This window comes from Candidatus Pseudomonas phytovorans, from assembly GCA_029202525.1.
Taxonomy (GTDB): domain Bacteria; phylum Pseudomonadota; class Gammaproteobacteria; order Pseudomonadales; family Pseudomonadaceae; genus Aquipseudomonas; species Aquipseudomonas phytovorans.
In genome coordinates this window covers 2,649,283-2,673,825 of record CP119325.1, presented here as the reverse complement: position 1 = coordinate 2,673,825, position 24,543 = coordinate 2,649,283, and the positions used below count along the sequence as shown (strand labels likewise).

Below are 24,543 nucleotides of genomic sequence, written 5' to 3'. Positions count from 1 at the left end.
GCCCTCATGAACGGCGCGGTCCACCCTGTGGGAGCGGGCGTGCCCGCGAAGGGCCGCGCAGCGGCCCCTATCGCCAGTTCAAGGCTCTAGCCCGATCCCCCGCAAGATCACGCTGGTCACCGTCTGCAGCGCACTCTCGAACGCCATGTCCGACAGCATCTCGCCGCCGTTGAGCAACTGCACCTGGTAACCGAAGTCGGCATAGTGCTGGGTAGACGCCCAGATCATGTAAAGCAACGCCGACGGCTCGACCGGCCGAATACGCCCCTCCTCCACCCAACGGCGAATCTTGGCTTCCTTCAGTTTCGCCCAGGGCACCAGGCTTTCATCAAGGTTCACCCCCAGCACCGGCGCCCCGTGCAGCATCTCTTCGGCCCAGATCTTCGAGCCCAGCGGCCGCGAGCGCGAATGGCCCATCTTCGCCCGGATGTAGCTGGTCAGCACGACGCGCGGGTCGTCGAAGTTCTCGAAGCACAGTGCGTCCTGCTTCCAAACATCCAGCAGGTCCTGCAGCACCGCGCGGAACAGTTCGTCCTTGGTGCTGAAGTAGTAATGCAGGTTGGAGCGCGGCAATTCGGCCTGTTCGGCAATATCACCCATCGAGGTGGCGCCATAGCCCTTATCGGCGAATACCTTTTCTGCCGCCTGCAAAATTTTCTCGATATTGCGGCGGCGGATTTCGATCTTGTGGTTGGCCATCAGGCTTGGGCCGTCCACACCGCCAGTTCATAACCGTCCGGGTCGATGAAATGGAAGCGCCGCCCGCCGGGGAAGGCAAAGGTCGCCCGGCTGATTTTCGCCCCGGCCGCCTCGATTCGCTGCTGTGTGGCCTCAAGGTCGTCGGCGTACAAAATGACCAGCGGCCCACCTGGGCGCACCGGCTCACCCGTGGTGAAGCCCCCGGTCAGGCGACCATCGCTGAACTCGGTGTACGTGGGCCCGTAATCGGTGAACGCCCAGCCGAACACGCTGCCATAGAAGGCCTTGCTCCGTGGGATGTCGCTGACATTGAACTCGATGTTGTCGATTTGCCGATCACTACCGCGAATGCCCATGTGTGCTCCGTGCCGAAGGGTGTTTGACCTAGTCTACTCCGCTTGCTCGAAGCGGATGCAATCCCTGTGGGAGCGGGCGTGTCGAGGCGTCGAACCGCCGCGCACACCGGCGCAGCCGGTGCCATGCACCGCGTTGGATTCTTCGCGGGCACGCCCGCTCCCACAGGGTACTCGGAGCGCTTGTCCTATCCACAGCTGGCCCGGTCACGCACCGGGCACTGTGCGCGGTGCAGGTTCAGTGCGGTGTTGATGATGCCGATATGGCTGAACGCCTGGGGGAAATTGCCAAGCATGCGCTGGCCGGCCGGGTCGTATTGCTCGGCCAGCAAGCCGAGGTCGTTGCTCAGGCCGGTCAGATGCTGGTACAGCGCTTCGGCTTCGGCCTGGCGCCCCAGCAATACATACACGTCAGCCAGCCAGAACGAACACACCAGGAAGGTGCCCTCCCCCGGCGTCAGGCCGTCGCTGCAGCTGTCACTGTCGTAGCGCATCAGCAGGCCATTCTTCAGCAGGCGCTGTTCGATCTGCTCCAGCGTGCGCAAGAAGCGTGGGTCATCCGCCGGCAGAAAGCCGGTCAGGGCGATCTGCAGCAGGCTGGCGTCCATTTCGGTCGAGCCATATGCCTGGACGAAAAACCGGCCGCTGGCGTCCAGGCCGTGCTCGCACACTTCGCGATGGATCTCGTCAGCCACCTGGCGGTAATGGTGCCCGCGTTCGCGGCCTTCTTCTGTGGTGTCGGCCAGCCCCGCGGCACGGTCGAAGGCGACCCAGGCCATGACCTTGGAATGCACGAACTGCTGCCGGCCGCCGCGCACTTCCCAGATGCCTTCGTCCGGCTCGCGCCAGATGCGTTCGACATAAGGCAAGATCAGGCGGGAGATGGCGGCGCTGCGCGGGTGGCGGGGCAAGCCGCCTTTGATCGCCTGGGTCATGGCATCGGCCAGTTCGCCATAGATGTCCAGCTGCACCTGCTGCGACGCGGCGTTGCCTACCCGCACGGGTTGCGAATGTTCGTAACCGGCCAGCCACGGCAAGGTGTATTCCTGCAGGTCGCGCTCACCGGCCAGGCCATACATGATCTGCATCTGTTCGGGGTTGCCGGCCACCGAGCGCAGCAGCCATTCGCGCCAGGCCTGGGCTTCGTCGAAGTAGCCGAGGTTCATGAAGGCAAGCAACGTCATGGTGGCATCGCGCAGCCAGCAGAAGCGATAGTCCCAGTTGCGCTCGCCACCTACACGCTCGGGCAGCGAGGTGGTGACGGCGGCGACAATACCGCCAGTAGGGGCGTAGGTCATGGCCTTGAGCGTGAGCAACGAGCGGCGTACCAAGGGGGTATAGGGGCCTACCTGCGGACACCGGGCGGCGAAGGCCTGCCATTGCTCGACGGTTTGGGCAAAGGCCTGGTCGATATCACAATCGGGCTGCAGCGGCAGGTGCGAGGGCTGATGACGCAGGCTGAAGACTTGGCGCTCGCCCGTGCCGACGCGAAAGCGCGCAACGGTATGGTGGTCGACGGCATGCGGGGGCACCGTGGTGCACAGGATCAGCCGGTCGGGGCCGGCAACGGCGCTGAGGGTCAGTGGGTCGAGGCGCTCCACCCAGGGCACACTGCGGCCGTAGTCGAAGCGCATGACCAGGTCCATTTCGAAATTGGTTTCGCCACTGAGACCCTCGACGATCCGCACCACCGAATTGACTTCGCCCAGTGGCATGAAATCAAGCACCCGGGCACGACCCGTGGCGGTGACCCAGGTGGTTTCCAGTACAAGGGTGTCGTCCAGGTATTGGCGGCTGCTGTGCTCGACCGGGTCGCACGGGGCCAGGCGCCAACGGCCGTTTTCTTCGTTACCCAGCAGGGCGGCGAAGACTGCGGGGGAGTCGAAGCGGGGCAGGCATAGCCAGTCGAGTGAGCCGTCGCGGCTGACCAGGGCTGCGCTACGGCAGTTGCCCAGCAGGGCGTAGTCTTCGATATGGGCGGGCATTGGGTCTCCTTTGTGTGATTGCCTGTACTGGCCTCTTCGCGGGCTTGCCCGCTCCCACAGGATCGCCACAAGCCGTGAAGGTGGTGGTGTCCCTGTGGGAGCGGGCAAGCCCGCGAAGAGGCCAGTACAGGCTTACAAACATCTCAGCCCAACCGGTGCCACTCGCGCTTGTCCCGGGTCAGCAGTTCATTGCCAGCCTCGGGCCCATCCTCACCAGCCGGGTACTCATGCACCTCGCCGCCCTGGGCCCAGGCATCCAGAAACGGCTGTACCGCTCGCCAGCCGTTCTCGATGTTGTCGGCCCGCTGGAACAGGGTCTGGTCACCGGTCAGGCAGTCGTAGATCAGCGTTTCGTAGCCGGTCGCCGGGGTCATCTTGAAGAAGTCTTTGTAGGCAAAGCCCAGCTCTACATTTTCCATCACCAGCTCCGGCCCTGGCCGTTTGGCCTGCAGGTCGAACCACATGCCCTCGTTGGGCTGGATCTGGATTTTCAGGTAGTTGGGCTTGGGCCGCTCCAGCTCCGACTCGCGGAACTGCGCATACGGCGCGGGCTTGAAGCAGATGGCAATTTCGGTGTCGCGCACGCTCATGCGTTTGCCGGTGCGCAGGTAGAACGGCACGCCGGCCCAGCGCCAGTTGTCGATCATCACCTTCAGCGCCACGTAGGTTTCGGTCTGGCTGTCCGGCGCGACATTGGCCTCCTGGCGATAGCCGGGCAACTGCTTGCGCCCCTGCTTGCCGGCGCTGTACTGGCCACGCACGGAATTTTTCAATGCCATTTTCGCCGACCACGGGCGGATGGCACCGACCACCTTGGCCTTCTCACCACGCACGGCATCAGCACCGAACGCAGCCGGCGGCTCCATGGCCACCATCGCCAGCAACTGGAACAGGTGGTTGGGCACCATGTCGCGCAGGGCCCCGGTGCTGTCATAGAACGCACCGCGGGTTTCTACGCCAACCGTTTCCGCAGCGGTGATCTGCACATGGTCGATGTAGTGGTTGTTCCAGAAAGACTCGAACAGGCCGTTGGAAAAACGACTGACCAGAATGTTCTGCACAGTCTCTTTGCCCAGGTAATGGTCGATGCGGTAGATCTGCCGCTCGCCCATCACTTTCAGCAGGCAGGCGTTGAGCGCCTCGGCGCTGGCCAGGTCGGTGCCGAACGGCTTTTCCACCACTACCCGGCGAAAACCGCCGGCAGACTCGTCGAGCAAGCCAGCCTGCCCCAGGCGCTGCGCAACCTCGGGGAAGAAGCGCGGCGAGGTGGCCAGGTAGAAGATGGCATTGCCGTGGCTGGTTTTATCGATGCGCTTGGCGAGGGCCTGGTAAGTGGCCGGGTCGAGGAAATCGCCGGTCTGGTAATCCAGGCGCTTGGCCAGGCGAGCCCAGAGCTTTTCGTCCAGGCACTTGGCGCTGCCCTCGCCGCCCTGGTCACGCTCGACCATGAACGCGTGCAAGCGTTCGGCAAAGTCTCCGGCGCTGGCCGGGTTGTGGTCGACGCCAACAATGCGCAGGTTGCGGTCCAGCAACCCGTCGCGGCTGAGGTTGTACAGCGCCGGCATCAGCAGGCGCTTGACCAGGTCGCCATTGGCGCCAAACAGGAACAGGGTACAAGGGGGTGCGGCTGGAATGGTCTGTTTAGTCATTCGCCTTTCTTCTCGACGTGGCCACCGAAGCCCAGGCGCATGGCCGAGAGGATTTTGTCACCATAAGTGCCCTGCTGTTGGCGCGAGCGGAAGCGCGCGAACAGTGCGCTGGACAGCACCGGCACCGGCACCGCCTGTTCGACAGCGGCGTCGATGGTCCAGCGGCCTTCGCCACTGTCGGACACCGAGCCACTGAATTGCGACAGTTGCGGGTCGGCTACCAGCGCATCGGCGGTGAGGTCGAGCAGCCATGAGGTGACCACGCTGCCACGCCGCCACACTTCGGCGATTTCGGCCACGTTCAGGTCAAAGCGCTGGTCTTCAGGTATCTCGTTGCCGCCTTTGCTGCGCAGCAGGTCGAAGCCTTCGGCATAGGCCTGCATCAGGCCGTACTCGATGCCGTTGTGCACCATTTTCACGTAGTGCCCGGCACCGGGTGGGCCGGCGTGGATATAGCCATGCTCGGCGCGCTGGTGCTCACCGCTGCGGCCATGGGTCCGCGGGATGTCACCCACGCCCGGCGCCAGCGCCTTGAACAGCGGTTCCAGGCGCTCGAACACGTCCTTTTCGCCACCGATCATCATGCAGTAGCCACGGTCCAGGCCCCATACGCCGCCAGAGGTGCCGACGTCCAGGTAATGCAGGCCACGTTTTGCCAGCTCGGCAGCGCGGCGCATGTCGTCCTTGTAGAAGGTGTTGCCGCCGTCAATGATCGCATCGCCCGGCTCCAGCAAGTCGGCCAGCTGCGCGATGGTCTGCTCGGTGGGCTCGCCAGCCGGCAGCATTACCCACACGGCGCGCGGCGCTTTCAGCTTTTGCACCAGTGCACCGAGGTCGTGCGCGCCCTGGGCGCCCTCGCCCTCAAGGCCGGTGATGGCTTCACGGTTGCGATCATGCACCACAGTGCGGTGGCCGGCGCGCATCAGGCGCCTTGCGATATTGCCGCCCATGCGGCCCAGCCCGACGATTCCCAGTTGCATGAGCCGATGCTCCCCTTTCGAAATGGATGACAACACAGTCCAGCTTTTCAGATTAGTCCAGCATGCCGTCCGAGGGTTCAGCGACGAACGGCAAGACCACGATAAACAAAAAAGTTCCCACAGACTCCGAAAGAATTCAGAATGCGCCCCGCGTGAAGCGTCTACGCTTTGACTTGTCACCAGCCAAAACCGCGAGGTGTGCTCATGGGTACCCTGATGCCTGCAACCCCAACCCAGACCCTCTATGTCTCCGTGCGCCGTGATGAGCTGCGCAAACTGAAGGACGAACGCGACCAACTGCGCCAGCAGGTCGCCCAGTTGAATATGCTGCTGGCGCAACAGCGCGCTGGCGACAAGGCCGCAAGCCTCTAGTTTCTCTTCCTTTTGTGGGGGCTGCCTGGCTCCCACCTCTCACCTGTGAACCCTACCCGCTCGAAACTGCCGCGCACCACAAATGTGCAATACAGGTAGCGAGCTGCATTTTGGCGCACCCTCGCAACACCCCCGCACTGCCTTCGCCCAACCCGTTTCACATCCGGTCACAAACGCCAACGTTTGCGTCTATCTCGCACATAACAATAGTGACCAGCGGGTCACCTTTTTATCACTTTCTCTCCTACACTCGGTTTTCGGCCCGCCATTTGCTCAACGGAAGAGTGACCTAAAAAAGTCGAACTTTCAGGAAAGCGGGCGGGTCAGGAACTAAGTAGGCCAAACGCCGGGGATACACCCAGGCACGGCCCACGCACCCCAACCAGTCCAATCGCCTGCGGCCGGAACGCCGACAGCGCTGTGCCTGCGCGCACGACTCAGGGGCAAGGAACGCACTACGCAGTATTCAGAACTAGAGAGAACCAACACGAAACATCGCCACGGGTGCCAGCACCCGGCCAAGCATAGGGACGGAGAGAAGTATGATCAGTGCCGCTGTCGAGCCTCACGTAGATTCATTCAAACCGGACAACCGCGAGCCGCTCACCCCGGATTTCGCCACGACAGGCAAGGCACCCGGCGCCCAGCGCCAACACAACCCGAACATGCGCAAGATTCTGTTCGTGACCTCGGAAATCGCAGACCTGGTGAAAACCGGCGGCCTGGGTGACGTGTCCGCAGCCCTGCCCCGTGCCCTGGCCCACCTGCACGATGTGCGGGTGCTGATCCCTGGTTACCCGCAGGTGATGGAAAGCGACAACCCGATCCACATCGTCGGTGAACTGGGCGGTCACGCAGCCCTGCCGCCGTGCAAGATCGGGCGCATGGACATGGCCGACGGCCTGGTCATCTATGTGCTGATCTGCCCCGAGCTGTATCAGCGCGACGGCACACCCTATGGTGCCAACAACGGCCGCGACTGGCCCGACAACCACATCCGCTTCGCCCGCCTGGGCCTGGCTGCCGCCGAAATCGCTGCGGGCGAAGGCAAGATCCACTGGACACCGGAAGTGGTCCACGCGCATGACTGGCCCGCCGGCCTGGCGCCGGCCTACATGCATTGGCGCGGGCTGAACACGCCTACCCTGTTCACCATCCACAACTTGGCCTACCAAGGGGTGTACAGCCGTGGTTGCAGCCCGGAGCTGGCGATTCCCGACCACGCCATGCAGCAAGAGGGCATGGAGTTCTACGGCAAACTGTCGTTCCTCAAGGCTGGCCTGGCTTACTCCAGTCACATCACCACGGTCAGCGCCACCTATGCCCGGGAAATCACCACCCCGGAATTCGGCTGCGGCCTGGATGGCTTCCTGGCCAGCAAAGCCCAGCAAGGCCTGCTTGGCGGCATCCCCAACGGCATCGATGAAAGCTGGGACTCGGCCACCGACAAGCACCTGCAGCACAACTTCAGCATCAACGACTGGGAAGGCAAGGCGCGCAACACCCATGCAGTACGCGAGCTATTCGGCCTGGAGGCTTCTGAAGGCCCGTTGTTCGCCGTGGTTTCGCGGCTGGTTTACCAAAAAGGCCTGGACCTGACCTTGGGCGTGGCCGACTACATCGTCGAACAAGGCGGGCAGATTGCGATCATCGGCCGTGGCGAGCCGGAAGAGGAACAGGCCATGCGCGAGCTGGCGCTGCGCCACCCGGGCCGCATTGGCGTGCGTATCGGCTTCAACGAGACCGATGCACGGCGCATGTTCGCCGGCAGCGACTTCCTGCTGATGCCGTCGCGTTACGAGCCCTGCGGCCTCAGCCAGATGTACGCGCAACGCTTCGGCTCGCTGCCGGTGGCGCGCAACACCGGCGGCCTGGCCGACACCATCGAGTGCGGGGTTACGGGCTTCCTGTTCAACGAGTCGACCGTCGAGAGCTACCGCGAAGCACTCCGCCGCGCCTTTTATGTGTACGGCAAGAAAGACTTGCTGAACGCCATGCGCTGCCTGTCGATGACCCAGCCGTTCAACTGGTGCCAAGCGGTGGAACCCTACGCCCGCCTCTACGAGGACCTGGTCAAGCAGGCGCAACTGAGCCACTACTGAGCGGGGGCTGGAAGATGCACAGGCATGGCGCACACTTGCTGGACGCCACGTCGGCGCGCTTCGCCCTCTGGGCACCCGATGCGCGCAGCGTGAGCGTAGAACTGGAGCAGCAGCCGGCCATCGCGCTACTGCCCGAAGACGATGGCTGGTACACCGGCGTGGCGCCGTGCCAGGCCGGTGACCGTTACCACTACCGCATCGACGGTGAACTGCAGGTGGCTGACCCGGCGTCGCGCTACCAGCCTGACGGCGTACAGGGGCCAAGCCAGGTAGTGGATGTGGCCGCTTACCCCTGGCAACACCCTTGGCAAGGCCGGCCGTGGCACGAAGCCGTGATCCAGGAGCTACATGTCGGGTTGCTCGATGGCTACGCCGGGGTTGCCCGGCAGCTGCCACGCCTGGCCGAACTGGGCATCAGTGCCATCGAGCTGATGCCGCTGGGGCAGTTCCCGGGCGACCGCAACTGGGGCTATGACGGCGTGCTGCCCTACGCACCGCAAAACACCTACGGCAGCCCCGAACAGTTGTGCGCACTGGTCGACCAAGCCCACGGCCACGGACTGATGGTGCTGGTGGATGTGGTGTACAACCACTTCGGCCCCGACGGCAATTACCTTCACCAGTACGCCAGCCCGTTCTTTCGCGAGGACCGGCAGACGCCCTGGGGCGCAGCCATCGATTTCCGCCGCCCGCAGGTGCGCGAATACTTCATCCAGAATGCGCTGATGTGGTTGTGCGACTACCGCTGCGACGGCTTGCGCCTGGATGCCGTGCATGCCATCGACCAGCCAGACTTCCTGATCGAACTGGCGCAGCGGATACGCGCCGCCGTCGAGCCGGGCCGCCAGGTGTGGCTGGTGCTGGAGAACGAGCACAACCAGGCCGGCCTGCTGGAGCAAGGCTTCGATGCCCAGTGGAACGACGACGGCCACAATGCCTTGCACGTGCTGCTGACCGGCGAAACCGAAGGTTACTACGCCGACTACCAGCAACGCCCCATCGACCAGTTGGCGCGTTGCCTGGCCGAAGGCTTTGTATTCCAGGGCCAGGCGAACCGCCATGGCACGCCCCGCGGGGAGCCCAGCGGGCACCTGGCGCCCAGCGCCTTTGTGTTGTTCTTGCAGAACCACGACCAGGTCGGCAACCGCGCCCTGGGCGAACGCCTGACCCGCCTGTGCCCGCCGCCAGCCCTGCGTGCGGCCACCGGCCTGCTACTGCTGGCGCCGATGATTCCGCTGCTGTTCATGGGCGACGACGATGGCAGTTGCCGGCCGTTCCTGTTCTTTACCGACTTCCATGACGAATTGGCCGACGCCGTGCGCGAAGGGCGCCGGGGTGAGTTCGCCCACTTCACCGCGTTCGCCGACCCCGAGCAACGCGAGCACATTCCCGACCCCAACGCCGAACACACCTTTGAGGCTTCACGGCCGCAAAGCCGCGAAGTAATTGCCGGCTGCCACGGCCTGTACCAGCAATTGCTCGATCTGCGCCGTCGCCACGTCATCCCGCACCTGCCCGGCAGCCGTTCACTGGGTGCCGAAGTGCACGGCGACAAAGCGCTGACCGCACGCTGGCGACTGGGCGATGGCAATACCCTGCGCATCGACCTGAACCTCGCAGCTACTGCGCAAGCGGTAGAGCTGCCCGCTGCCGCCACCCGGCTGTTCGACAGCAGCGACACCCAACACCCTGATAGCCAACTGGCCGCCTATAGCTGTGTGGTCAGCCTGCTTCCCCCTGCCCTGGAGCGCCCATGAGCGAAACCGCCCTGCACCGCTTGGCAAACCGCGTCGGGTTGAGCCGCGACTGGATCGACGCCAATGCACGGCCCCAGCGCGTCGGTGACGAGGTGCTGCGCGCTGTGCTCGAAGGCCTGGGCCACGCCGCCGCCGATGAGGCCGCCATCGCCGCCAGCCTGCGCGCGGTGGAAACTGCCGAAGACAGCGAACACCTGCCGCCACTGCTGACCGCCGACCTGGGCCAGCCACTGGCGCTGGCGCGCTACTTCAGCGCTGCCAGCGTCGCGCGCTGCACCCTGGAAGACCACGCCTCACTCACCCTGAGCCTGGACGATCAGGCACGCTTGCCCGGTGAACTGCCAATTGGCTACCACCAGGTAGAAATCGACAGCCGCCACTTTACCGTGGCTGTGGCCCCGCCCCGCTGCCACAGCCTGGAAGACAACGTGCAGCAGCCGCCACCACGCTGCTGGGGCCTGGCCGTGCAGCTGTACAGCCTGCGCCGCCCCGGCGACGGCGGCTATGGCGACTGCCTGGCCTTGGAGCAACTGGCCCGCTTGGCTGCCGAGCGCGGTGCCGATGCCCTGGCCATCAGCCCGATCCACGCGCTGTCGGCCGTCGACCAGGAACACTACAGCCCCTACTCCCCCTCCAGCCGCCTGCTGCTCAACACCCTGTACGCCAGCCCCGCTGCCCTGCTGGGCGAACGGGAAGTGCGCATGGCGATTGAAGCCTGCGGCCTGGCGCAACAGCTGGACGACCTGGAGCAACACACGCTGGTTGACTGGCCGCGCGCCGCCCGCGCCCGCCTGCGCTTGCTTGAAGCGCTGTACCAGGGCTTCAGCCAAGGTAACCACCCATTACGCAGGGACTTCGACAGCTTCCGCGAAGCCGGTGGGCAGGCGCTGGAGCACCACTGCCGCTTCGAGGTGCTGCAGGCACACGCTGTGGAGCACGGCCTGGGCGCCGACTGGCGCAACTGGCCCAAGGCCTGGCACGACCCGTACCACCCGGAAGTTGAAGCCTTTGCCAACGCCTACCCGGCCAAAGTCGAGTTCCATGCTTTTTGCCAATGGCTGACCGAACGGGGCCTGCAGCGTGCCCAGCAAGCGGCCCGCGGCAACGGCATGGCTGTCGGCCTGATCGCCGACCTGGCAGTGGGTGCCGACGGCGCCGGCAGCCAGGCCTGGAGCCGCCAGGACGAACTGCTGGCGGGCCTGAAGGTAGGCGCACCACCCGACATCCTCAACCGCGCCGGGCAGGACTGGGGCATCTGTGCGTTCTCGCCCGAAGGCCTCAAGCGCAACGGCTACCGCGCCTTCATCGAGATGCTGCGGGCCAACCTTGCCCACGCCGGCGGCCTGCGCATCGACCATGTGATGGGCCTGCGCCGGTTGTGGCTGATCCCGCAGGGCGCAAAAGCCAGCGACGGCGCCTACCTCAATTACCCGCTGGACGACTTGCTGCGCCTGCTGGCGTTGGAGTCGGTGCGCCACCAGGCGATCATTCTCGGTGAAGACTTGGGTACCGTGCCCGACGGCCTGCGTGAACAGCTGGCGGCCAAGGCGGTGCTGGGCATGCGCGTGCTGCCCTTCGAACAGACCAAGCCGGGCCAGTTCAAGCCGATTCTCGACTGGCCGGACAATGCCCTGGCCACCACGGGCACCCACGATCTGGCACCACTGGCCGGCTGGCTGGAAAACCGCGACATCGACTGGAGCCACCGTTTGCAACTGATCGATGCGGCAACCGAGTTGCACTGGCGCCACGACCGCCAGAAAGAACACGATGGCTTGCGCCGCACCCTGGAGGCCAACTACGGCGAGCTGAAGGACAACGACGCGGTGATCGATGCGGCCATCCGCTACGTTGGCCATACCCGTGCACCGCTGGTACTGGTGCCGCTGGAAGACCTGCTGGGCTGCGACGAGCAGCCCAACCTGCCGGGTACCACCAGCGGCCACCCCAACTGGCGGCGGCGCTTTGCCCGGCCGGTGGCAGAACTGCTGGATGACGAAGATGCAGCACGACGCATGGAGCTGCTGGCCCAGGCCCGCGAACAGGCCTGGGAGCGTGACCGATGAAGCCACTGACCGCGACCCTGCGCCTGCAGTTTCACAGTGATTTCACCCTCGATCACGCCGTGCCGCTGGTGCCGTACTTCGCCCAGCTGGGCATCAGCCACCTGTATGCCTCGCCCATTCTCAAGGCCCGCGCCGGCTCGCGCCACGGCTACGATGTGGTCGACCCGACCTGCGTCAACCCCGAGCTGGGCGGCGAGGCGGCACTGGAGCGGCTGGTCGCCGCCCTGCGCCAGCACGGCATGGGGCTGATTCTCGACACGGTGTCCAACCACATGGCCGTGGGCGGTGCCGACAACCCCTGGTGGCAGTGCCTGCTGGCCTGGGGCCGGCGCAGCCCGTATGCAGAGTTCTTCGATATCCAATGGCACTCCAGCGACCCGCTGCTGGCCGGGCAACTGCTGTTGCCGTTTCTTGGCTGCGACTACGGCGTGGCCCTGAAGAAGGGCGAGATACCGCTTGAATTCGACAAGCAGCACGGCACGCTGCAAATCTCACATTACGATCATCGCTTCCCGGTTTGCCCGGTCGACTATGGCTGGATTCTCGCCCTCAGCCCGGAGCCGGCACTCAAGGCCCTGGCCGAGCACTTCACGGCATTGGCCGAATCGACCACCCCGCTGGTCGATGCCCTGCCGCTGCATACCGAACTGGCACGCCTGGTACGCGAAGGTGCCGACCTGGAATCGGCGCTGGTGGCATTCGACAGCCGCGCCGAAAATGGCTTCAAGCGCCTGCACCTGCTCCTGGAGCGCCAGACCTACCGCCTGGCCAGCTGGCGCACCGCTGCCGACGACATCAACTGGCGGCGCTTTTTCGACATCAACGAACTCGGTGGCCTGAGGGTGGAGCGCGCTGTCGTGTTCGAGGCCACCCACGCCAAGCTGTTCGAGCTGATCGAACGCGGCCTGGTGGACGGCCTGCGCATCGACCATATCGACGGCCTGGCCGACCCGCGCGGTTACTGCCGCAAGCTGCGCCGTCGGGTCGATGGCCTGTTGGCGCAGCGGCCCTTGCAGGCGGCCCTGGAGCATTTCCCGATCTACGTGGAAAAGATTCTGGGCGCAGGCGAACACCTGCACCGCGACTGGCTCACCGATGGCACCACCGGCTACGAATTCATGAACCAGGTCTCGCTGCTGCAGCACGACCCGGCCGGCGAAGCGCCGCTGACCGAGTTGTGGGCGAGCGTTACCGAACGGCCGGACTTCCCTGAAGAAGTGCGCCAGGCGCGTCATCTTGTGCTCAATGCCAGCCTTGCCGGTGACTGCGAATCGGTGGCCCAGGCGCTGCTGCAGGTCGCGCGCAACGACCTGATGACCCGGGATCTGACCTTGGGCGCGATCCGCCGGGCCTTGCAGGCACTGGTGGCGCATTACCCGGTGTATCGCACCTACTTCAACGCTTGCGGGCGCCCAGCTGAAGACGAAGGGTTTTTCCAGCAGGCGCTGGCCGACGCCCGGCACGACCTCGGTGAAGCCGACTGGCCGTTACTGGAGCAGCTTGAGCAATGGCTGGGGGGGCAAGCCTGGCGACAGATGCCGCCGGGCCGGGCCCGCAAACAATTGCGCCACGCCTGCGTGCGCTTCCAGCAGCTGACTGCACCCAGCGCGGCCAAAGCCGTGGAAGACACCGCCTTCTACCGCAGTGCCCGGCTGCTGTCGCGCAACGACGTGGGCTTCGAGGCCGAGCGTTTCAGCGCCTCGCCCATGCACTTCCATAACGAAGCCCAGCGGCGCCTGCGCGACTTCCCTGACAACCTGCTGGCTACCGCCACCCATGATCACAAACGCGGCGAAGACACCCGTGCGCGCCTGGCTGTGATCAGCGAACGCGGCCCGTGGCTGGCCAGCCGGGTGGAGCATTGGCGTGAGCTGGCGCAGCCGCTACGCGCCCAGCTGGATGATGGCCTGGCACCCAGCCCCGGCGACGAACTGATGCTGCTGCAAACCCTGCTGGGCAGTTGGCCGCTGGCACTGGACCTGCACGACGACAACGCCCTGCGCCAGTACGCCGAGCGTGTCCGCCAGTGGCAGCAAAAGGCCCTGCGCGAAGCCAAGTTGCGCAGCAGCTGGAGCGCACCCAACGAGGCCTACGAAAGCGCCTGTGCCCGCTATATCGATGGGCTGCTGCTGGACAGCGAGAACCAGCAACTGCGCAAATCCGTGGCGGATGCCGCGCAGCTGCTGGCCTGCCCCGGTGCCCTCAATGGCCTGGTGCAGGCCCTGCTGCGCATGACCACACCCGGTGTGCCCGACCTGTATCAAGGCAACGAGTACTGGGACTTAAGCCTGGTCGACCCGGACAACCGCCGCGCTGTGGACTACGCTTGCAGGCGTCGCACCCTGGACGATGCCACGCCGGTAGCCGAACTGCTGGCGCACTGGCGCGACGGTCGCCTCAAGCAGGCCTTGATCGGCCGGGTGCTGGACTGCCGCCAGGCGCACGCCGAACTGTTCCGCCGTGGCGCGTACCTGCCACTGACCGTGCAGGGCAAACACGCTGACAAGGTGATCGCATTTGCCCGGTTGGGCGAAGGCGAGCGGGCCGTCATCGTCGCGCCACGCCTGGCCAGTAACCTGCTTGGCGGCAACCCTACACCGTTGATCCCGGCACAGAACTGGGACGACACCCGGCTGGTACTGCCGTTTGCCTTGTCGCCTGCCAACTCGACGGGACTTTTCCCCTGCACGGCGGTCAGCTCTTCCAAGGAGTTGATGTTGAGCGCCTTGCTGGCGGAGTTTCCGGTCAACGTGTTGATACAACAATCTTGAGCATCAGGAGCGTCATGATGAGTGTCGATGAAAAGCGTATTCGCGAATTTGCCTACCAGATCTGGGAGTCCGAAGGTAAACCCGCCGGCGAGGAAGAGCGTCACTGGGACATGGCCCGCAAGCTGGCCGAGGCAGAGGCTCTGGCACCTAAAGCCGCGCCACGCAAACGGGCGCCGGCCAAGCCTAAGGCAGCCGCTGAGTCCAAGGCACCTGCCGAGCCCAAGGTGGCTGCCCTGCCGGGGGTTAAACCCGCTGCGGCGAAAAAGCCTCGGGCGGTGAAAAAGCCCACTGCTGGTTAAGCCTGTTCCGGCCTCTTCGCGGGCTTGCCCGCTCCCACAGGATCTCCACAAGGCTGGAGGTTGATGCTGCACCTGTGGGAGCGGGCAAGCCCGAGAAGAGGCCAGAACAGCACTGCACCACTCCCTCCCCTTCCACCACGGCCACCAGAGGATTGCCATGAGCCCCCGCACCCCAAAGAAAACCCGCTCAGTCGCCCCATCGCGCATCCGCGAAGGCCTGCCCTTCCCCCTCGGCGCCACCTGGGACGGCCTTGGCGTCAATTTCGCCCTGTTCTCGGCCAACGCCACCAAGGTCGAGCTGTGCCTGTTCGACTCCACCGGCGAGCAGGAAATCGAGCGCATCGAGCTGCCCGAATACACCGACGAGATCTACCATGGCTACCTGCCCGACGCGCACCCCGGCCTGGTCTATGGCTACCGGGTATACGGCCCGTATGAGCCGGAAAACGGCCACCGCTTCAACCCCAACAAACTGCTGATCGACCCGTATGCCAAGCAACTGGTCGGCAGCCTGAAGTGGTCCGAAGCCCTGTTCGGCTACACCATCGGCCACCCCGACGGCGACCTGTCGTTCGACGAACGCGACAGCGCGCCCTTCGTGCCCAAATGCAAGGTGATCGACCCGGCCTTCACCTGGGGCCGCGACCAGCGCGTGCTGATCCCGTGGGAGCGCACGATCATCTACGAGGCGCACACCCGCGGCATCAGCATGCGCCACCCGGCTGTACCGGAAGCGCTGCGTGGCACCTTCGCTGGCCTGGCCAATGACGAGTTGCTCAAGCACATCAAGGAACTGGGGGTTTCCAGCATCGAGCTGCTGCCCATCCACGCTTTCGTCAACGACCAGCACCTGCTGGACAAGGGCCTGAACAACTACTGGGGCTACAACAGCATCGCCTTTTTCGCCCCACACCCACGCTACCTGGCCAGCGGCAAGATCGCCGAGTTCAAGGAAATGGTCGCGCACCTGCACGACGCCGGGCTGGAGGTGATCCTCGACGTGGTCTACAACCACACCGCCGAAGGCAACGAACGCGGCCCGACCCTGTCGATGCGCGGCATCGACAACGCCTCGTACTACCGGCTCATGCCGGACGACAAGCGCTATTACATCAACGATTCCGGCACCGGCAACACCCTGGACTTGAGCCACCCCTGCGTGCTGCAACTGGTCACCGACTCGCTGCGCTACTGGGCCGGCGAAATGCACGTGGACGGCTTTCGCTTCGACCTGGCGACCATCCTTGGCCGCTACCACGACGGTTACAGCGAGCGCCACGGCTTCCTCGTCGCCTGTCGCCAGGACCCGATGCTGAGCCAGGTCAAGCTGATTGCCGAGCCTTGGGACTGCGGGCCAGGTGGTTACCAGGTAGGCAACTTCGCCCCGGGCTGGGCCGAGTGGAACGACCGCTTCCGCGACACCGCGCGCGCTTTCTGGAAAGGCGACGAAGGCCAGCTGGCCGACTTTGCCGCACGCATGGCCGCATCAGGCGACATGTTCAACAACCGAGGACGCCGGCCGTACTCCTCGGTCAACTTCATCACCGCCCACGACGGTTTCACCCTGCGCGACCTGGTGTCGTACAACCACAAGCACAATGAAGACAACGACGAGAACAACCAGGACGGCACCGACAACAACCTGTCGTGGAACTGCGGTGCCGAAGGGCCAACCGACGACCCGGACATCAACGCACTGCGCATGCGCCAGATGCGCAACTACTTCGCCACCCTATTGCTGGCCCAGGGTACGCCGATGATCGTCGCCGGCGACGAGTTCAGCCGTACCCAGCATGGCAACAACAATGCCTACTGCCAGGACAGCGAAATCGGCTGGGTGAACTGGGACCTGGACCAGGACGGCGAGGAACTGCTGGCCTTCGTCAAGCGCCTGACCCGCCTGCGCCTGGCCTACCCGGTGCTGCGCCGTTCACGCTTCCTGGTGGGTGACTACAATGAGGCGATCGGAGTCAAGGACGTGACCTGGCTGGCGCCAGACGGCAGCGAAATGAGCGTGGCGCAGTGGGAAGACCCGCATGGGCGCTGCCTGGGCATGCTGATCGACGGCCGTGCGCAAGTCAGTGGTATTGCCCGGCCGGGTGCCGAGGCCACTGTGCTGCTGATCGTCAATGCCCACCATGACGTTGTGCCATTCAAGTTGCCGACGGTACCCGACGGCGATTACTGGAGCTGCCTGGTCGACACCGACAGGCCAGAGTTGCGCAAAGGGCAGCATCTGCAGTTCGACAGTACCTTTGAAGTCAAAGGGCGGTCGATGTTGCTGATGGTGTTGCAGCACGACGAGGAATAACCCCGAACGCTGGCCAGGGTCGTCGCACAAGCGACCCTGCTGCTGGCGCCGAAAGCGTCGCGCTAGCAATCATTCTTCATAGCGACGGCGCGGCAAATAGCGAACCCCGCTATGCCGGTTCTTTTTCCCGAGAAAAACAATGGCTTGAGTCTAACCACGGAAGATGAACAGATTCTTCACGCTTTCTTGACGCAAGCGGTCACCTCTCCTTAGCTGAACATTATCTAGCAGTAAAGATCTCGCGCCGGGCCTCTAGCTCGCGCCTTCGTGCGCGCTGGCGAAGGCTGGCGCGCTGGTTTGGGTCGCCCACTGTTTTTGCCGTACAGCTCGTGACAACAGGCCAGGTCCTCGGGCTGTACCCCACAAAAACAAAGGAGATCCGCCATGAAAAGCACCTCGAACCCCTTGCGCTTCGACAGCATTTTCTACGCGGTTTCCACGTCGCTGCTTCTGGCAACCCCGGTGGAAACTTTCGCGTATGAACTGCAGGGTGACCCCACCTCGCCCGGTTTTCTACAACAACCCGCGATGCCGCTGATGTCGCTCGACCCGATCAGCGCCAGTGGCTTGAGCATCGGCACCCTGAATGCGTTTTCGCAAAACATGAGCGCACGCCATGGTCAGGCGGCACCCGACCTGATCGCCAGCCAGTGGGCACAGTTTTTCCCCACCACCGCGCGCAGTGGCGCGCAACCCCCAGACCAGCTGGAGGCACCCAGCCAGCAACTGATGATCGGCCCGGACCTGTTCGTGCGTGAAACTGCAGCGGGCAATGTGCACCGCGCGGGGATTTTCGTGGGGCACAACAACCTGCAGAGCAGCTTCAACGGCATGCGCCCGCTGCTGGGCGACAAGCAGCGCAATGCGGTGAACCTGAGCGGGGAAAGCCTGGGCGTGTACTGGAGCATGACCCACGAACAGGGTTGGCACCTGGATGCCGTGGCCATGGGTTCGCGGATCGATGTAATGGGCCGGGGCGAGAACGGCCAGCGCCTTGACGAAAGCGGCCATGCGATGACCTTCTCGGTGGAAGGCGGCTACCCGATCCGCCTGGGCGGCAACTGGGTAATCGAACCGCAGGCACAATTGATAAACCAGCAGTTCTTCCCCGGCAACCAGGTGCAGGAAGACACCCTGCAGGCCTTCGATAGCCAGCCGAGCTGGAGCGGCCGGGTCGGTGCCAGATTGTCCGGGCGCTACGAAGTGCGCGGCATGCCTATCGAACCCTATGTACGGACCAACGTGTGGTACGACTTCAGCAATGCCGACGAGGTGAAGCTGGACCAGGTCGACAAGATCTCAAGCTCGCGTTACTCGACCACGGTGGAACTGGGCTTGGGGCTGGTGGCGCGGGTGACGCCTTCTGTGGCCTTGTTTGTCAGCGCCGATTACAGCAGCGATGTGGATGACAATGACCTGAATGGGCTGATTGGCAGCCTTGGGGTGCGGATGCGGTGGTAGGCAGGCTCGGCCCTTTCGCGGGCACGCCCGCTCCCACAGGGACCGCACAAGAAATGAACATTGCGCAATCTCTGTGGGAGCGGGCATGCCCGCGAAGAGGACGGTACAGGCAACGAATCAGGCCGGCTTCATTATCAGAACCCCAAGCGGCGGCAGATTCAGCGCCAGCGACAATGGCTGCCCATGGCTGGCAATTTCATCACTGGCCACCGCCCCCAGGTTGCCGACATTTGAGCCGGCATACAGCCCCGCATCGCTGTTCAACAACTCCTGCCAGCGCTCGCCAAACGGCACGCCAATGCGGTAGCCCTCGCGCGGCACCGGGGTGAAGTTGGCCACCACCAGCACCGGCTCGCCGCTGCTGCTCCAGCGCAGCCAGGCATACACGCTGTTCTGTGCGTCGTCACCGATCAGCCATTGGAAGCCCTGCGGCTGGCAATCCTGTTCGTGGAGTGCTGGCACTTCGCGATACAGGCGATTGAGGTCGCTCACCAGGCGTTGCACGCCTTTGTGCTCAGGGTATTGCAACAAGTACCAGTCCAGTTCGCTGTCATGGTTCCACTCACGCCACTGGCCGAACTCACAGCCCATGAACAGCAACTTCTTGCCCGGATGCGCCCACATGAAGGTGAGGTAGGCGCGCAGGTTGGCGAACTTCTGCCAGCGGTCGCCGGGCATCTTGTCGATCAGCGAGTGCTTGCCATGCACCACTTCGTCGTGGGAAATGGGCAGGATGAAGTGCTCGGAGTAGGCATAGATCAGCCCGAAGCTCATCTCGTTGTGGTGGTGGTTGCGGTGCACCGGATCGTTCTGGATGTAATGCAGGGTGTCGTGCATCCAGCCCATGTTCCACTTGTAGGCAAAGCCCAGGCCTCCCTGCTCGGTCGGCTGGCTGACGCCAGGCCAGGCGGTGGACTCCTCGGCGATGATCAAGGCCCCCGGGGCCTCGTGGGCAGCCACGCCGTTGAGGTGACGGATGAAGTCGATGGCCTCCAGGTTCTCACGCCCGCCGTGGCGGTTGGGCACCCATTCGCCGGCCTTGCGCGAATAGTCGCGGTACAGCATCGAGGCCACCGCATCGACGCGCAGGCCGTCGATGTGGAAGTGTTTCAGCCAATGCAGCGCCGAGGCCATCATGAATCCACGCACTTCGTTACGGCCAAGGTTGTAGATCAGCGTGTTCCAGTCCTGGTGGTAGCCCTCAAGGGGGTTGTCATATTCGTACAGGGCGGTGCCGTCGAAACGCGCCAGGCCGTGTTCGTCGGTGGGGAAATGCGCCGGCACCCAGTCCAGAAGCACGCCAATGCCGCCTTGGTGGCAGGCGTCGATGAACGCGGCAAAGTCCTCGGCACTGCCGTAGCGCGAGGTGGGCGCGAACATCGACAGTGGCTGATAGCCCCATGAGCCGCCGAACGGGTGCTCCATGATCGGGAGCAACTCGATATGGGTAAAGCCCAGTTCCTGCACATAGGGCACCAGCCGCTCGGCCAGTTCACGCCAGTTGTAGTAGCGCCCGACTTCGCCTGCCTCGTCCAGTTCGCAGCGCCATGAGCCCGGGTGCAGTTCGTAGATCGACAGGGGTGCGTTGTAGGCATGGCGCTGCGCGCGTTGTGCCATCCAGTCGTGGTCCTGCCACGCATGGCTGAGCTCACCGGCCACCTTGGACGCGGTGCTTGGCGGCAATTCGGTAGCACGGGCCAGCGGGTCTGCTTTCAGTGGCAGTATGCCGTCCTTGCCCAGCACCTCGAACTTGTAGGTTTCGCCCACGCCCAGGCGCGGTACGAACAGTTCCCATACCCCGGCGCTGTGGCGCAGGCGCATGGGGTGGCGGCGGCCGTCCCAGTTGTTGAAGTCACCCACCACCGACACCCGCCGGGCATTCGGCGCCCACACCGAGAAACACACACCCTCGATGCCCTCGACCTGCATCGGTTGGGCCCCGAAGCGCCCGGACAAGTCGCGGTGGTTGCCTTCGGCGAACAGGTGCAAGTCCATGTCGCCCAGTTGCGGGCCGAAGCTGTAGGGGTCTTCGGTGACTTGCTCGCCACCGGCCCAACCGATTTGCAGCAGATAGGCTTGTGCATCATCCAGGTGCGCAGTGAACAAGCCCGGCACTGCGCCTTGCACCATTTCGGCCAGGACGCGCCCATCATGGCGCGCCAGCACCCTCGCATTCAGAGCACCGGGCAGGAAGGCGCGGATAAACGCCCCGCCCTTGCCATCGCCGTGGGGGCCTAGCACTGCAAAGGGATCGGCGTGTTCGGCGCGGGCCAGGGCATCCAGGTCCCGTTGCCGAAGGCCGCCGTTTTCACGCGTGGTTGCATTCATCTATGACTCTCCCCAGGTACTGATCAGTCCATGGAGGCCATGCAAAGGCACGGCCAGCCAGCTCGGACGGTTTTCGGCTTCATACGTGATCTCGTAGGCGGCTTTTTCCAGGCAGAACAGTTCCAGTGCAGCGCGCTCGCCCTCGGCCAGTTTCCAGGTATGGGGCATGGCGGCGGTGGCCAGGCCGTAGGCTTCGACGAAGGCGTGGCGCGACTGATGCAGGTACTGCCGGGCAACCCGCTGACGAGCCTGCTGCGCCGGGCCGGAAAGGTCGACCGCAGAGGCGCTGCGCAGGATCATCGCAGCAGCATAGTCGAAGGATCGCAACACGCCGCTGACATCCTTGTACGGGCTGTGTTTCGCCCGGCGCTCTTGCAGTGGGCGAGACGGTTCGCCTTCGAAATCAATCAGGTAGGCATCGCCCTGCACGACCAGCACCTGGCCCAGATGCAAGTCGCCGTGCACCCTCATCAACAGGCCACCCTCGGCCTGGCTGGCCAGGTTGCAGACGTGCTGCGCCAGGCCGTCGCGTTGTTGCTGCAGGTCGTCGATCAGGGCCTGGCTGTCGCGGTCGACGGTGTCACGGTGCTGGGCCAGCAGGTCAAGGGCGTGGGTCAGTTCGGCACTGATCTGCGCAGCCCAGCGCTGGCTGTCGTCAGTATCACTGGGGCGTGGACGGAAGGCTTCATCGTCGGTCGGCGCGGCCAGCAACTGGTGCATTTCGCCCAGGCGCTGGCCGAGCAAGGCGGCAAAGCCGGTGAGTTCCACCAAGGCATCGGTGTGCGACTCGGCATCGCGCCCAGCGGGCTCCATCTGGTCGCGGATGGCCCGCTCCAGGGTATTCTGGGTCCATGCCCAGGCATCGCCCTGATTGCTCAGGTAGCCTTGGGCGATCATCAGCAGGTGGGGGGCGTTCTGCTCGTCCACCCGACTGACCCAGGCCAGCAACGGCGAGATATTGGCAAAGCCGGCGGCGGTCAGGTAGGCGCTCATTTCCAGTTCTGGGTGAATGCCAGGGTTGACCCGCCGGATCAGCTTGAGCACAACGCTGTCGCCGATCACCACCGAGCTGTTTGATTGTTCGGCGCTGAGGTAGCGCACTGCACTTTCATCGTTCAACGCCAGGCCTGGCAGCAGGTCGGTGCATTCGAAACGCAGCTCGCCAGCACCACTGCCACAAGGCAGGCGCAAGCCATCCTGACAGGCGCGCAGCACCGCGCGGATGAACGGTTCGAGAACGAAGGCATCGGTAATAAGGCCCACCTGATGGGCACGGCGCACCCGCGACAAGGCCAGCTGCTGCGGCAGTGCGGTGTTTATCTGGTCCTCGGGCAGCAGGCCAAATGGCAGCTGGTAGTGGTTGGCCACCTCACCGCTGACCACTTCGAGTTCGCCGAGCAGGACGGGCGTGGTGGCGGTGGCGAAACGCACGCCGTAGCACAGCCGCACCTGGTCGATGGGCGCTTCTTTGCCGGCGAACCAGCGCCGCTTGGGCAGGTATTGCGGCAGGATGGTGGTTTGCAGGGTGTCGCGGGCGGGTGCGTCCAGCAGTTCTTCCATGCGCTTGCGCAATACCAGTGTGGTCAATTCGGGTAACCCCTCGGTGGCCTGGATGTGCCAGCTGGGCATGCGGTCGTGGGCCGCCAGCAGGAACCAGTAGAAAGCATAAGGTGGCAAGGTCAACAGGAACGGCAACTGCCCGATTGGCGGGAAGGCGCTGCCGCCAAGCATCTCCACCGGTACTTTGTCGGCGTATTGTGACAGTTCAAGTTCAGCTGCCTGGGCGGCGCGCGAAACGTTGGCTACGCACAGGATCACTTCGGTGTTGCCATCGGCATCGGTGTACTCGCGGATATACGCAAGGATGCGCCGATTGCTGGGCGTGAGGGTGCGCAGGCTGCCGCGGCCAAATGCCTTCTGCTGCTTGCGCACGGCCAGCATGCGACGGGTCCAGTTGAGCAGCGAGTGCGGGTCGTGGCTCTGGGCTTCGACGTTGACCGTCTGGTAGCCGTATAGCGGATCCATGATCGGCGGTAGCACCAGGCGCTGCGGGTCGGCGCGGGAAAAGCCGCCGTTGCGGTCGGGCGACCACTGCATGGGTGTGCGCACGCCATCGCGGTCGCCCAGGTAAATGTTGTCTCCCATGCCCAGTTCGTCACCGTAGTACAGGGTCGGGGTGCCGGGCATCGACAGCAGCAGGCTGGTGAGCAACTCGATGCGCCTCCGGTCACGCTGCAGCAGCGGCGCCAGGCGCCGGCGGATACCCAGGTTGATGCGTGCGCGGCGGTCTTCGGCGTAGTAGTTCCACAGGTAGTCACGCTCGCGGTCGGTGACCATTTCCAGGGTCAGCTCATCATGGTTGCGCAAAAAGATTGCCCATTGGCAATTGGCCGGGATCTCCGGGGTCTGGCGCAGGATGTCGGTGATCGGGAAGCGGTCCTCCATGGCCAGGGCCATGTACATGCGCGGCATCAGCGGAAAGTGGAAGGCCATGTGGCACTCATCGCCCTCGCCTTCGCCGAAATACGGGCGGGTATCTTCGGGCCACTGGTTGGCCTCGGCCAGCAGCATCCGGTCGGGATAGTTGGCGTCGATTTCGGCGCGAATGGCCTTGAGCACCGTGTGGGTCTCGGGCAGGTTTTCGTTGTTGGTGCCGTCACGCTCGATCAGGTAGGGAATGGCGTCCAGGCGCAGGCCGTCGACGCCCAGGTCAAGCCAGTAGCGCATGACATCGATCACCGCCTTGAGCACCTGCGGGTTGTCGAAGTTCAGGTCGGGCTGGTGGGAATAGAAGCGGTGCCAGAAGTACTGGCCAGCGACCGGGTCCCAGGTCCAGTTGGACTTTTCGGTGTCGATGAAGATGATGCGCGTGCCGTCGTACTTCTGTTCGTCATCCGACCAGACGTAAAAGTCCCGCGCCTTGCTGCCACGCTTGGCATGGCGGGCGCGCTGGAACCACGGGTGCTGGTCGCTGGTGTGGTTGATGACCAGCTCGGTGATGACCCTCAGGCCCCGTTTGTGTGCCTCGGCGATGAAGCGGCGGGCGTCGGCCAGGCTGCCGTAATCGGGATGCACGGCTTTGTACTCGGCAATGTCGTAACCGTCGTCGCGGCGTGGCGAGGGGTAGAACGGCAGCAACCACAGGGTGTTGACGCCCAGCTCGGCGATGTAATCGAGCTTGCTGATAAGGCCGGCGAAATCGCCGATTCCATCGTTGTTCGCGTCGAAGAACGACTTGATGTGCAGCTGGTAGATGACCGCGTCCTTGTACCACAGCGGGTCGTCGATGAAGGCTGCCGGGCGGGAACGCTTGGCCATGGGTGACTCCTTTCATTTCTGTGGGACGGTGTTGCCTGGTTTAGGGCTGCTTTGCAGCCCATCGCCGGCAAGCCAGCTCCCACAGGGTCTGT

The 24,543-nt window shown here is 64.2% G+C and carries 15 protein-coding genes; 8 read left to right on the top strand and 7 right to left on the bottom strand.

The window, feature by feature from the left end:
- Positions 1-78 precede the first annotated feature (78 nt).
- From P0Y58_11725 to gnd, 5 genes are all read right to left on the bottom strand, one after another.
- Positions 79-699 carry a TetR/AcrR family transcriptional regulator gene (locus P0Y58_11725; GenBank protein WEK33317.1) on the bottom strand — a complete coding sequence of 207 codons (621 nt, stop codon included), beginning with the start codon at positions 697-699 and terminating at the stop codon, positions 79-81.
- Positions 699-1,055 (bottom strand): VOC family protein, encoded by a 357-nt coding sequence (locus P0Y58_11720; GenBank protein ID WEK32823.1) that lies wholly within the window; start codon positions 1,053-1,055, stop codon positions 699-701. The genes P0Y58_11725 and P0Y58_11720 overlap by 1 nt, the downstream gene beginning before the upstream one ends.
- A gap of 185 nt (positions 1,056-1,240) precedes the next feature.
- Positions 1,241-3,037 (bottom strand): glycoside hydrolase family 15 protein, encoded by a 1,797-nt coding sequence (locus P0Y58_11715; GenBank protein WEK32822.1) that lies wholly within the window; start codon positions 3,035-3,037, stop codon positions 1,241-1,243.
- 143 nt (positions 3,038-3,180) lie between these two features.
- Positions 3,181-4,686 carry a glucose-6-phosphate dehydrogenase gene (zwf, locus tag P0Y58_11710; protein WEK32821.1) on the bottom strand — a complete coding sequence of 502 codons (1,506 nt, stop codon included), beginning with the start codon at positions 4,684-4,686 and terminating at the stop codon, positions 3,181-3,183.
- Positions 4,683-5,699: a decarboxylating 6-phosphogluconate dehydrogenase gene (gene gnd / locus P0Y58_11705; GenBank protein ID WEK33316.1), complete on the bottom strand. Its 1,017-nt coding sequence runs from the start codon at positions 5,697-5,699 to the stop codon at positions 4,683-4,685. Before gnd ends, zwf begins: the two co-directional genes overlap by 4 nt.
- 171 nt (positions 5,700-5,870) lie before the next feature.
- Here gnd and P0Y58_11700 point away from each other — a divergent pair, with 171 nt between their 5' ends.
- From P0Y58_11700 to P0Y58_11665, 8 genes are all read left to right on the top strand, one after another.
- Positions 5,871-6,038: a DUF6026 family protein gene (locus tag P0Y58_11700; protein WEK32820.1), complete on the top strand. Its 168-nt coding sequence runs from the start codon at positions 5,871-5,873 to the stop codon at positions 6,036-6,038.
- 542 nt (positions 6,039-6,580) lie between these two features.
- A complete protein-coding gene (glgA, locus tag P0Y58_11695; protein ID WEK32819.1) occupies positions 6,581-8,140 on the top strand; it encodes a glycogen synthase GlgA in 1,560 nt (519 codons plus the stop codon).
- Between the two features lie 14 nt (positions 8,141-8,154).
- Complete coding sequence (gene treZ, locus P0Y58_11690) at positions 8,155-9,897, top strand: malto-oligosyltrehalose trehalohydrolase (GenBank protein ID WEK32818.1); 1,743 nt, start codon at positions 8,155-8,157, stop codon at positions 9,895-9,897.
- Positions 9,894-11,963 (top strand): 4-alpha-glucanotransferase, encoded by a 2,070-nt coding sequence (gene malQ / locus P0Y58_11685; GenBank protein WEK32817.1) that lies wholly within the window; start codon positions 9,894-9,896, stop codon positions 11,961-11,963. The genes treZ and malQ overlap by 4 nt, the downstream gene beginning before the upstream one ends.
- Positions 11,960-14,734 (top strand): malto-oligosyltrehalose synthase, encoded by a 2,775-nt coding sequence (locus P0Y58_11680; protein WEK32816.1) that lies wholly within the window; start codon positions 11,960-11,962, stop codon positions 14,732-14,734. The genes malQ and P0Y58_11680 overlap by 4 nt, the downstream gene beginning before the upstream one ends.
- A 14-nt stretch (positions 14,735-14,748) precedes the next feature.
- Positions 14,749-15,033, top strand: coding sequence for a DUF2934 domain-containing protein (locus tag P0Y58_11675; GenBank protein ID WEK32815.1), 285 nt, complete (start codon positions 14,749-14,751; stop codon positions 15,031-15,033).
- 157 nt (positions 15,034-15,190) lie between these two features.
- Positions 15,191-17,344, top strand: coding sequence for a glycogen debranching protein GlgX (gene glgX, locus P0Y58_11670; GenBank protein WEK32814.1), 2,154 nt, complete (start codon positions 15,191-15,193; stop codon positions 17,342-17,344).
- Positions 17,345-17,728: 384 nt separating this feature from the next.
- Positions 17,729-18,805 (top strand): autotransporter outer membrane beta-barrel domain-containing protein, encoded by a 1,077-nt coding sequence (locus P0Y58_11665; GenBank protein ID WEK32813.1) that lies wholly within the window; start codon positions 17,729-17,731, stop codon positions 18,803-18,805.
- 117 nt (positions 18,806-18,922) lie between these two features.
- Here P0Y58_11665 and glgB read toward each other — a convergent pair whose 3' ends face one another.
- Positions 18,923-21,133, bottom strand: a complete 2,211-nt coding sequence (glgB, locus tag P0Y58_11660; protein WEK32812.1) for a 1,4-alpha-glucan branching protein GlgB — start codon at positions 21,131-21,133, stop codon at positions 18,923-18,925.
- Positions 21,134-24,451, bottom strand: coding sequence for a maltose alpha-D-glucosyltransferase (gene treS, locus P0Y58_11655; protein WEK32811.1), 3,318 nt, complete (start codon positions 24,449-24,451; stop codon positions 21,134-21,136). It lies immediately after the preceding gene.
- Positions 24,452-24,543 lie beyond the last annotated feature (92 nt).

Bases quoted from the DNA above. Each gene is read 5' to 3' on its own strand.
- P0Y58_11725 (WEK33317.1), bottom strand. From the start codon at position 699: ATGGCCAACCACAAGATCGAAATCCGCCGCCGCAATATCGAGAAAATT.
- P0Y58_11720 (WEK32823.1), bottom strand. From the start codon at position 1,055: ATGGGCATTCGCGGTAGTGATCGGCAAATCGACAACATCGAGTTCAAT.
- P0Y58_11715 (WEK32822.1), bottom strand. From the start codon at position 3,037: ATGCCCGCCCATATCGAAGACTACGCCCTGCTGGGCAACTGCCGTAGC.
- zwf (WEK32821.1), bottom strand. From the start codon at position 4,686: ATGACTAAACAGACCATTCCAGCCGCACCCCCTTGTACCCTGTTCCTG.
- P0Y58_11700 (WEK32820.1), top strand. From the start codon at position 5,871: ATGGGTACCCTGATGCCTGCAACCCCAACCCAGACCCTCTATGTCTCC.
- glgA (WEK32819.1), top strand. From the start codon at position 6,581: ATGATCAGTGCCGCTGTCGAGCCTCACGTAGATTCATTCAAACCGGAC.
- treZ (WEK32818.1), top strand. From the start codon at position 8,155: ATGCACAGGCATGGCGCACACTTGCTGGACGCCACGTCGGCGCGCTTC.
- malQ (WEK32817.1), top strand. From the start codon at position 9,894: ATGAGCGAAACCGCCCTGCACCGCTTGGCAAACCGCGTCGGGTTGAGC.
- P0Y58_11680 (WEK32816.1), top strand. From the start codon at position 11,960: ATGAAGCCACTGACCGCGACCCTGCGCCTGCAGTTTCACAGTGATTTC.
- P0Y58_11675 (WEK32815.1), top strand. From the start codon at position 14,749: ATGATGAGTGTCGATGAAAAGCGTATTCGCGAATTTGCCTACCAGATC.
- glgX (WEK32814.1), top strand. From the start codon at position 15,191: ATGAGCCCCCGCACCCCAAAGAAAACCCGCTCAGTCGCCCCATCGCGC.
- P0Y58_11665 (WEK32813.1), top strand. From the start codon at position 17,729: ATGAAAAGCACCTCGAACCCCTTGCGCTTCGACAGCATTTTCTACGCG.
- glgB (WEK32812.1), bottom strand. From the start codon at position 21,133: ATGAATGCAACCACGCGTGAAAACGGCGGCCTTCGGCAACGGGACCTG.
- treS (WEK32811.1), bottom strand. From the start codon at position 24,451: ATGGCCAAGCGTTCCCGCCCGGCAGCCTTCATCGACGACCCGCTGTGG.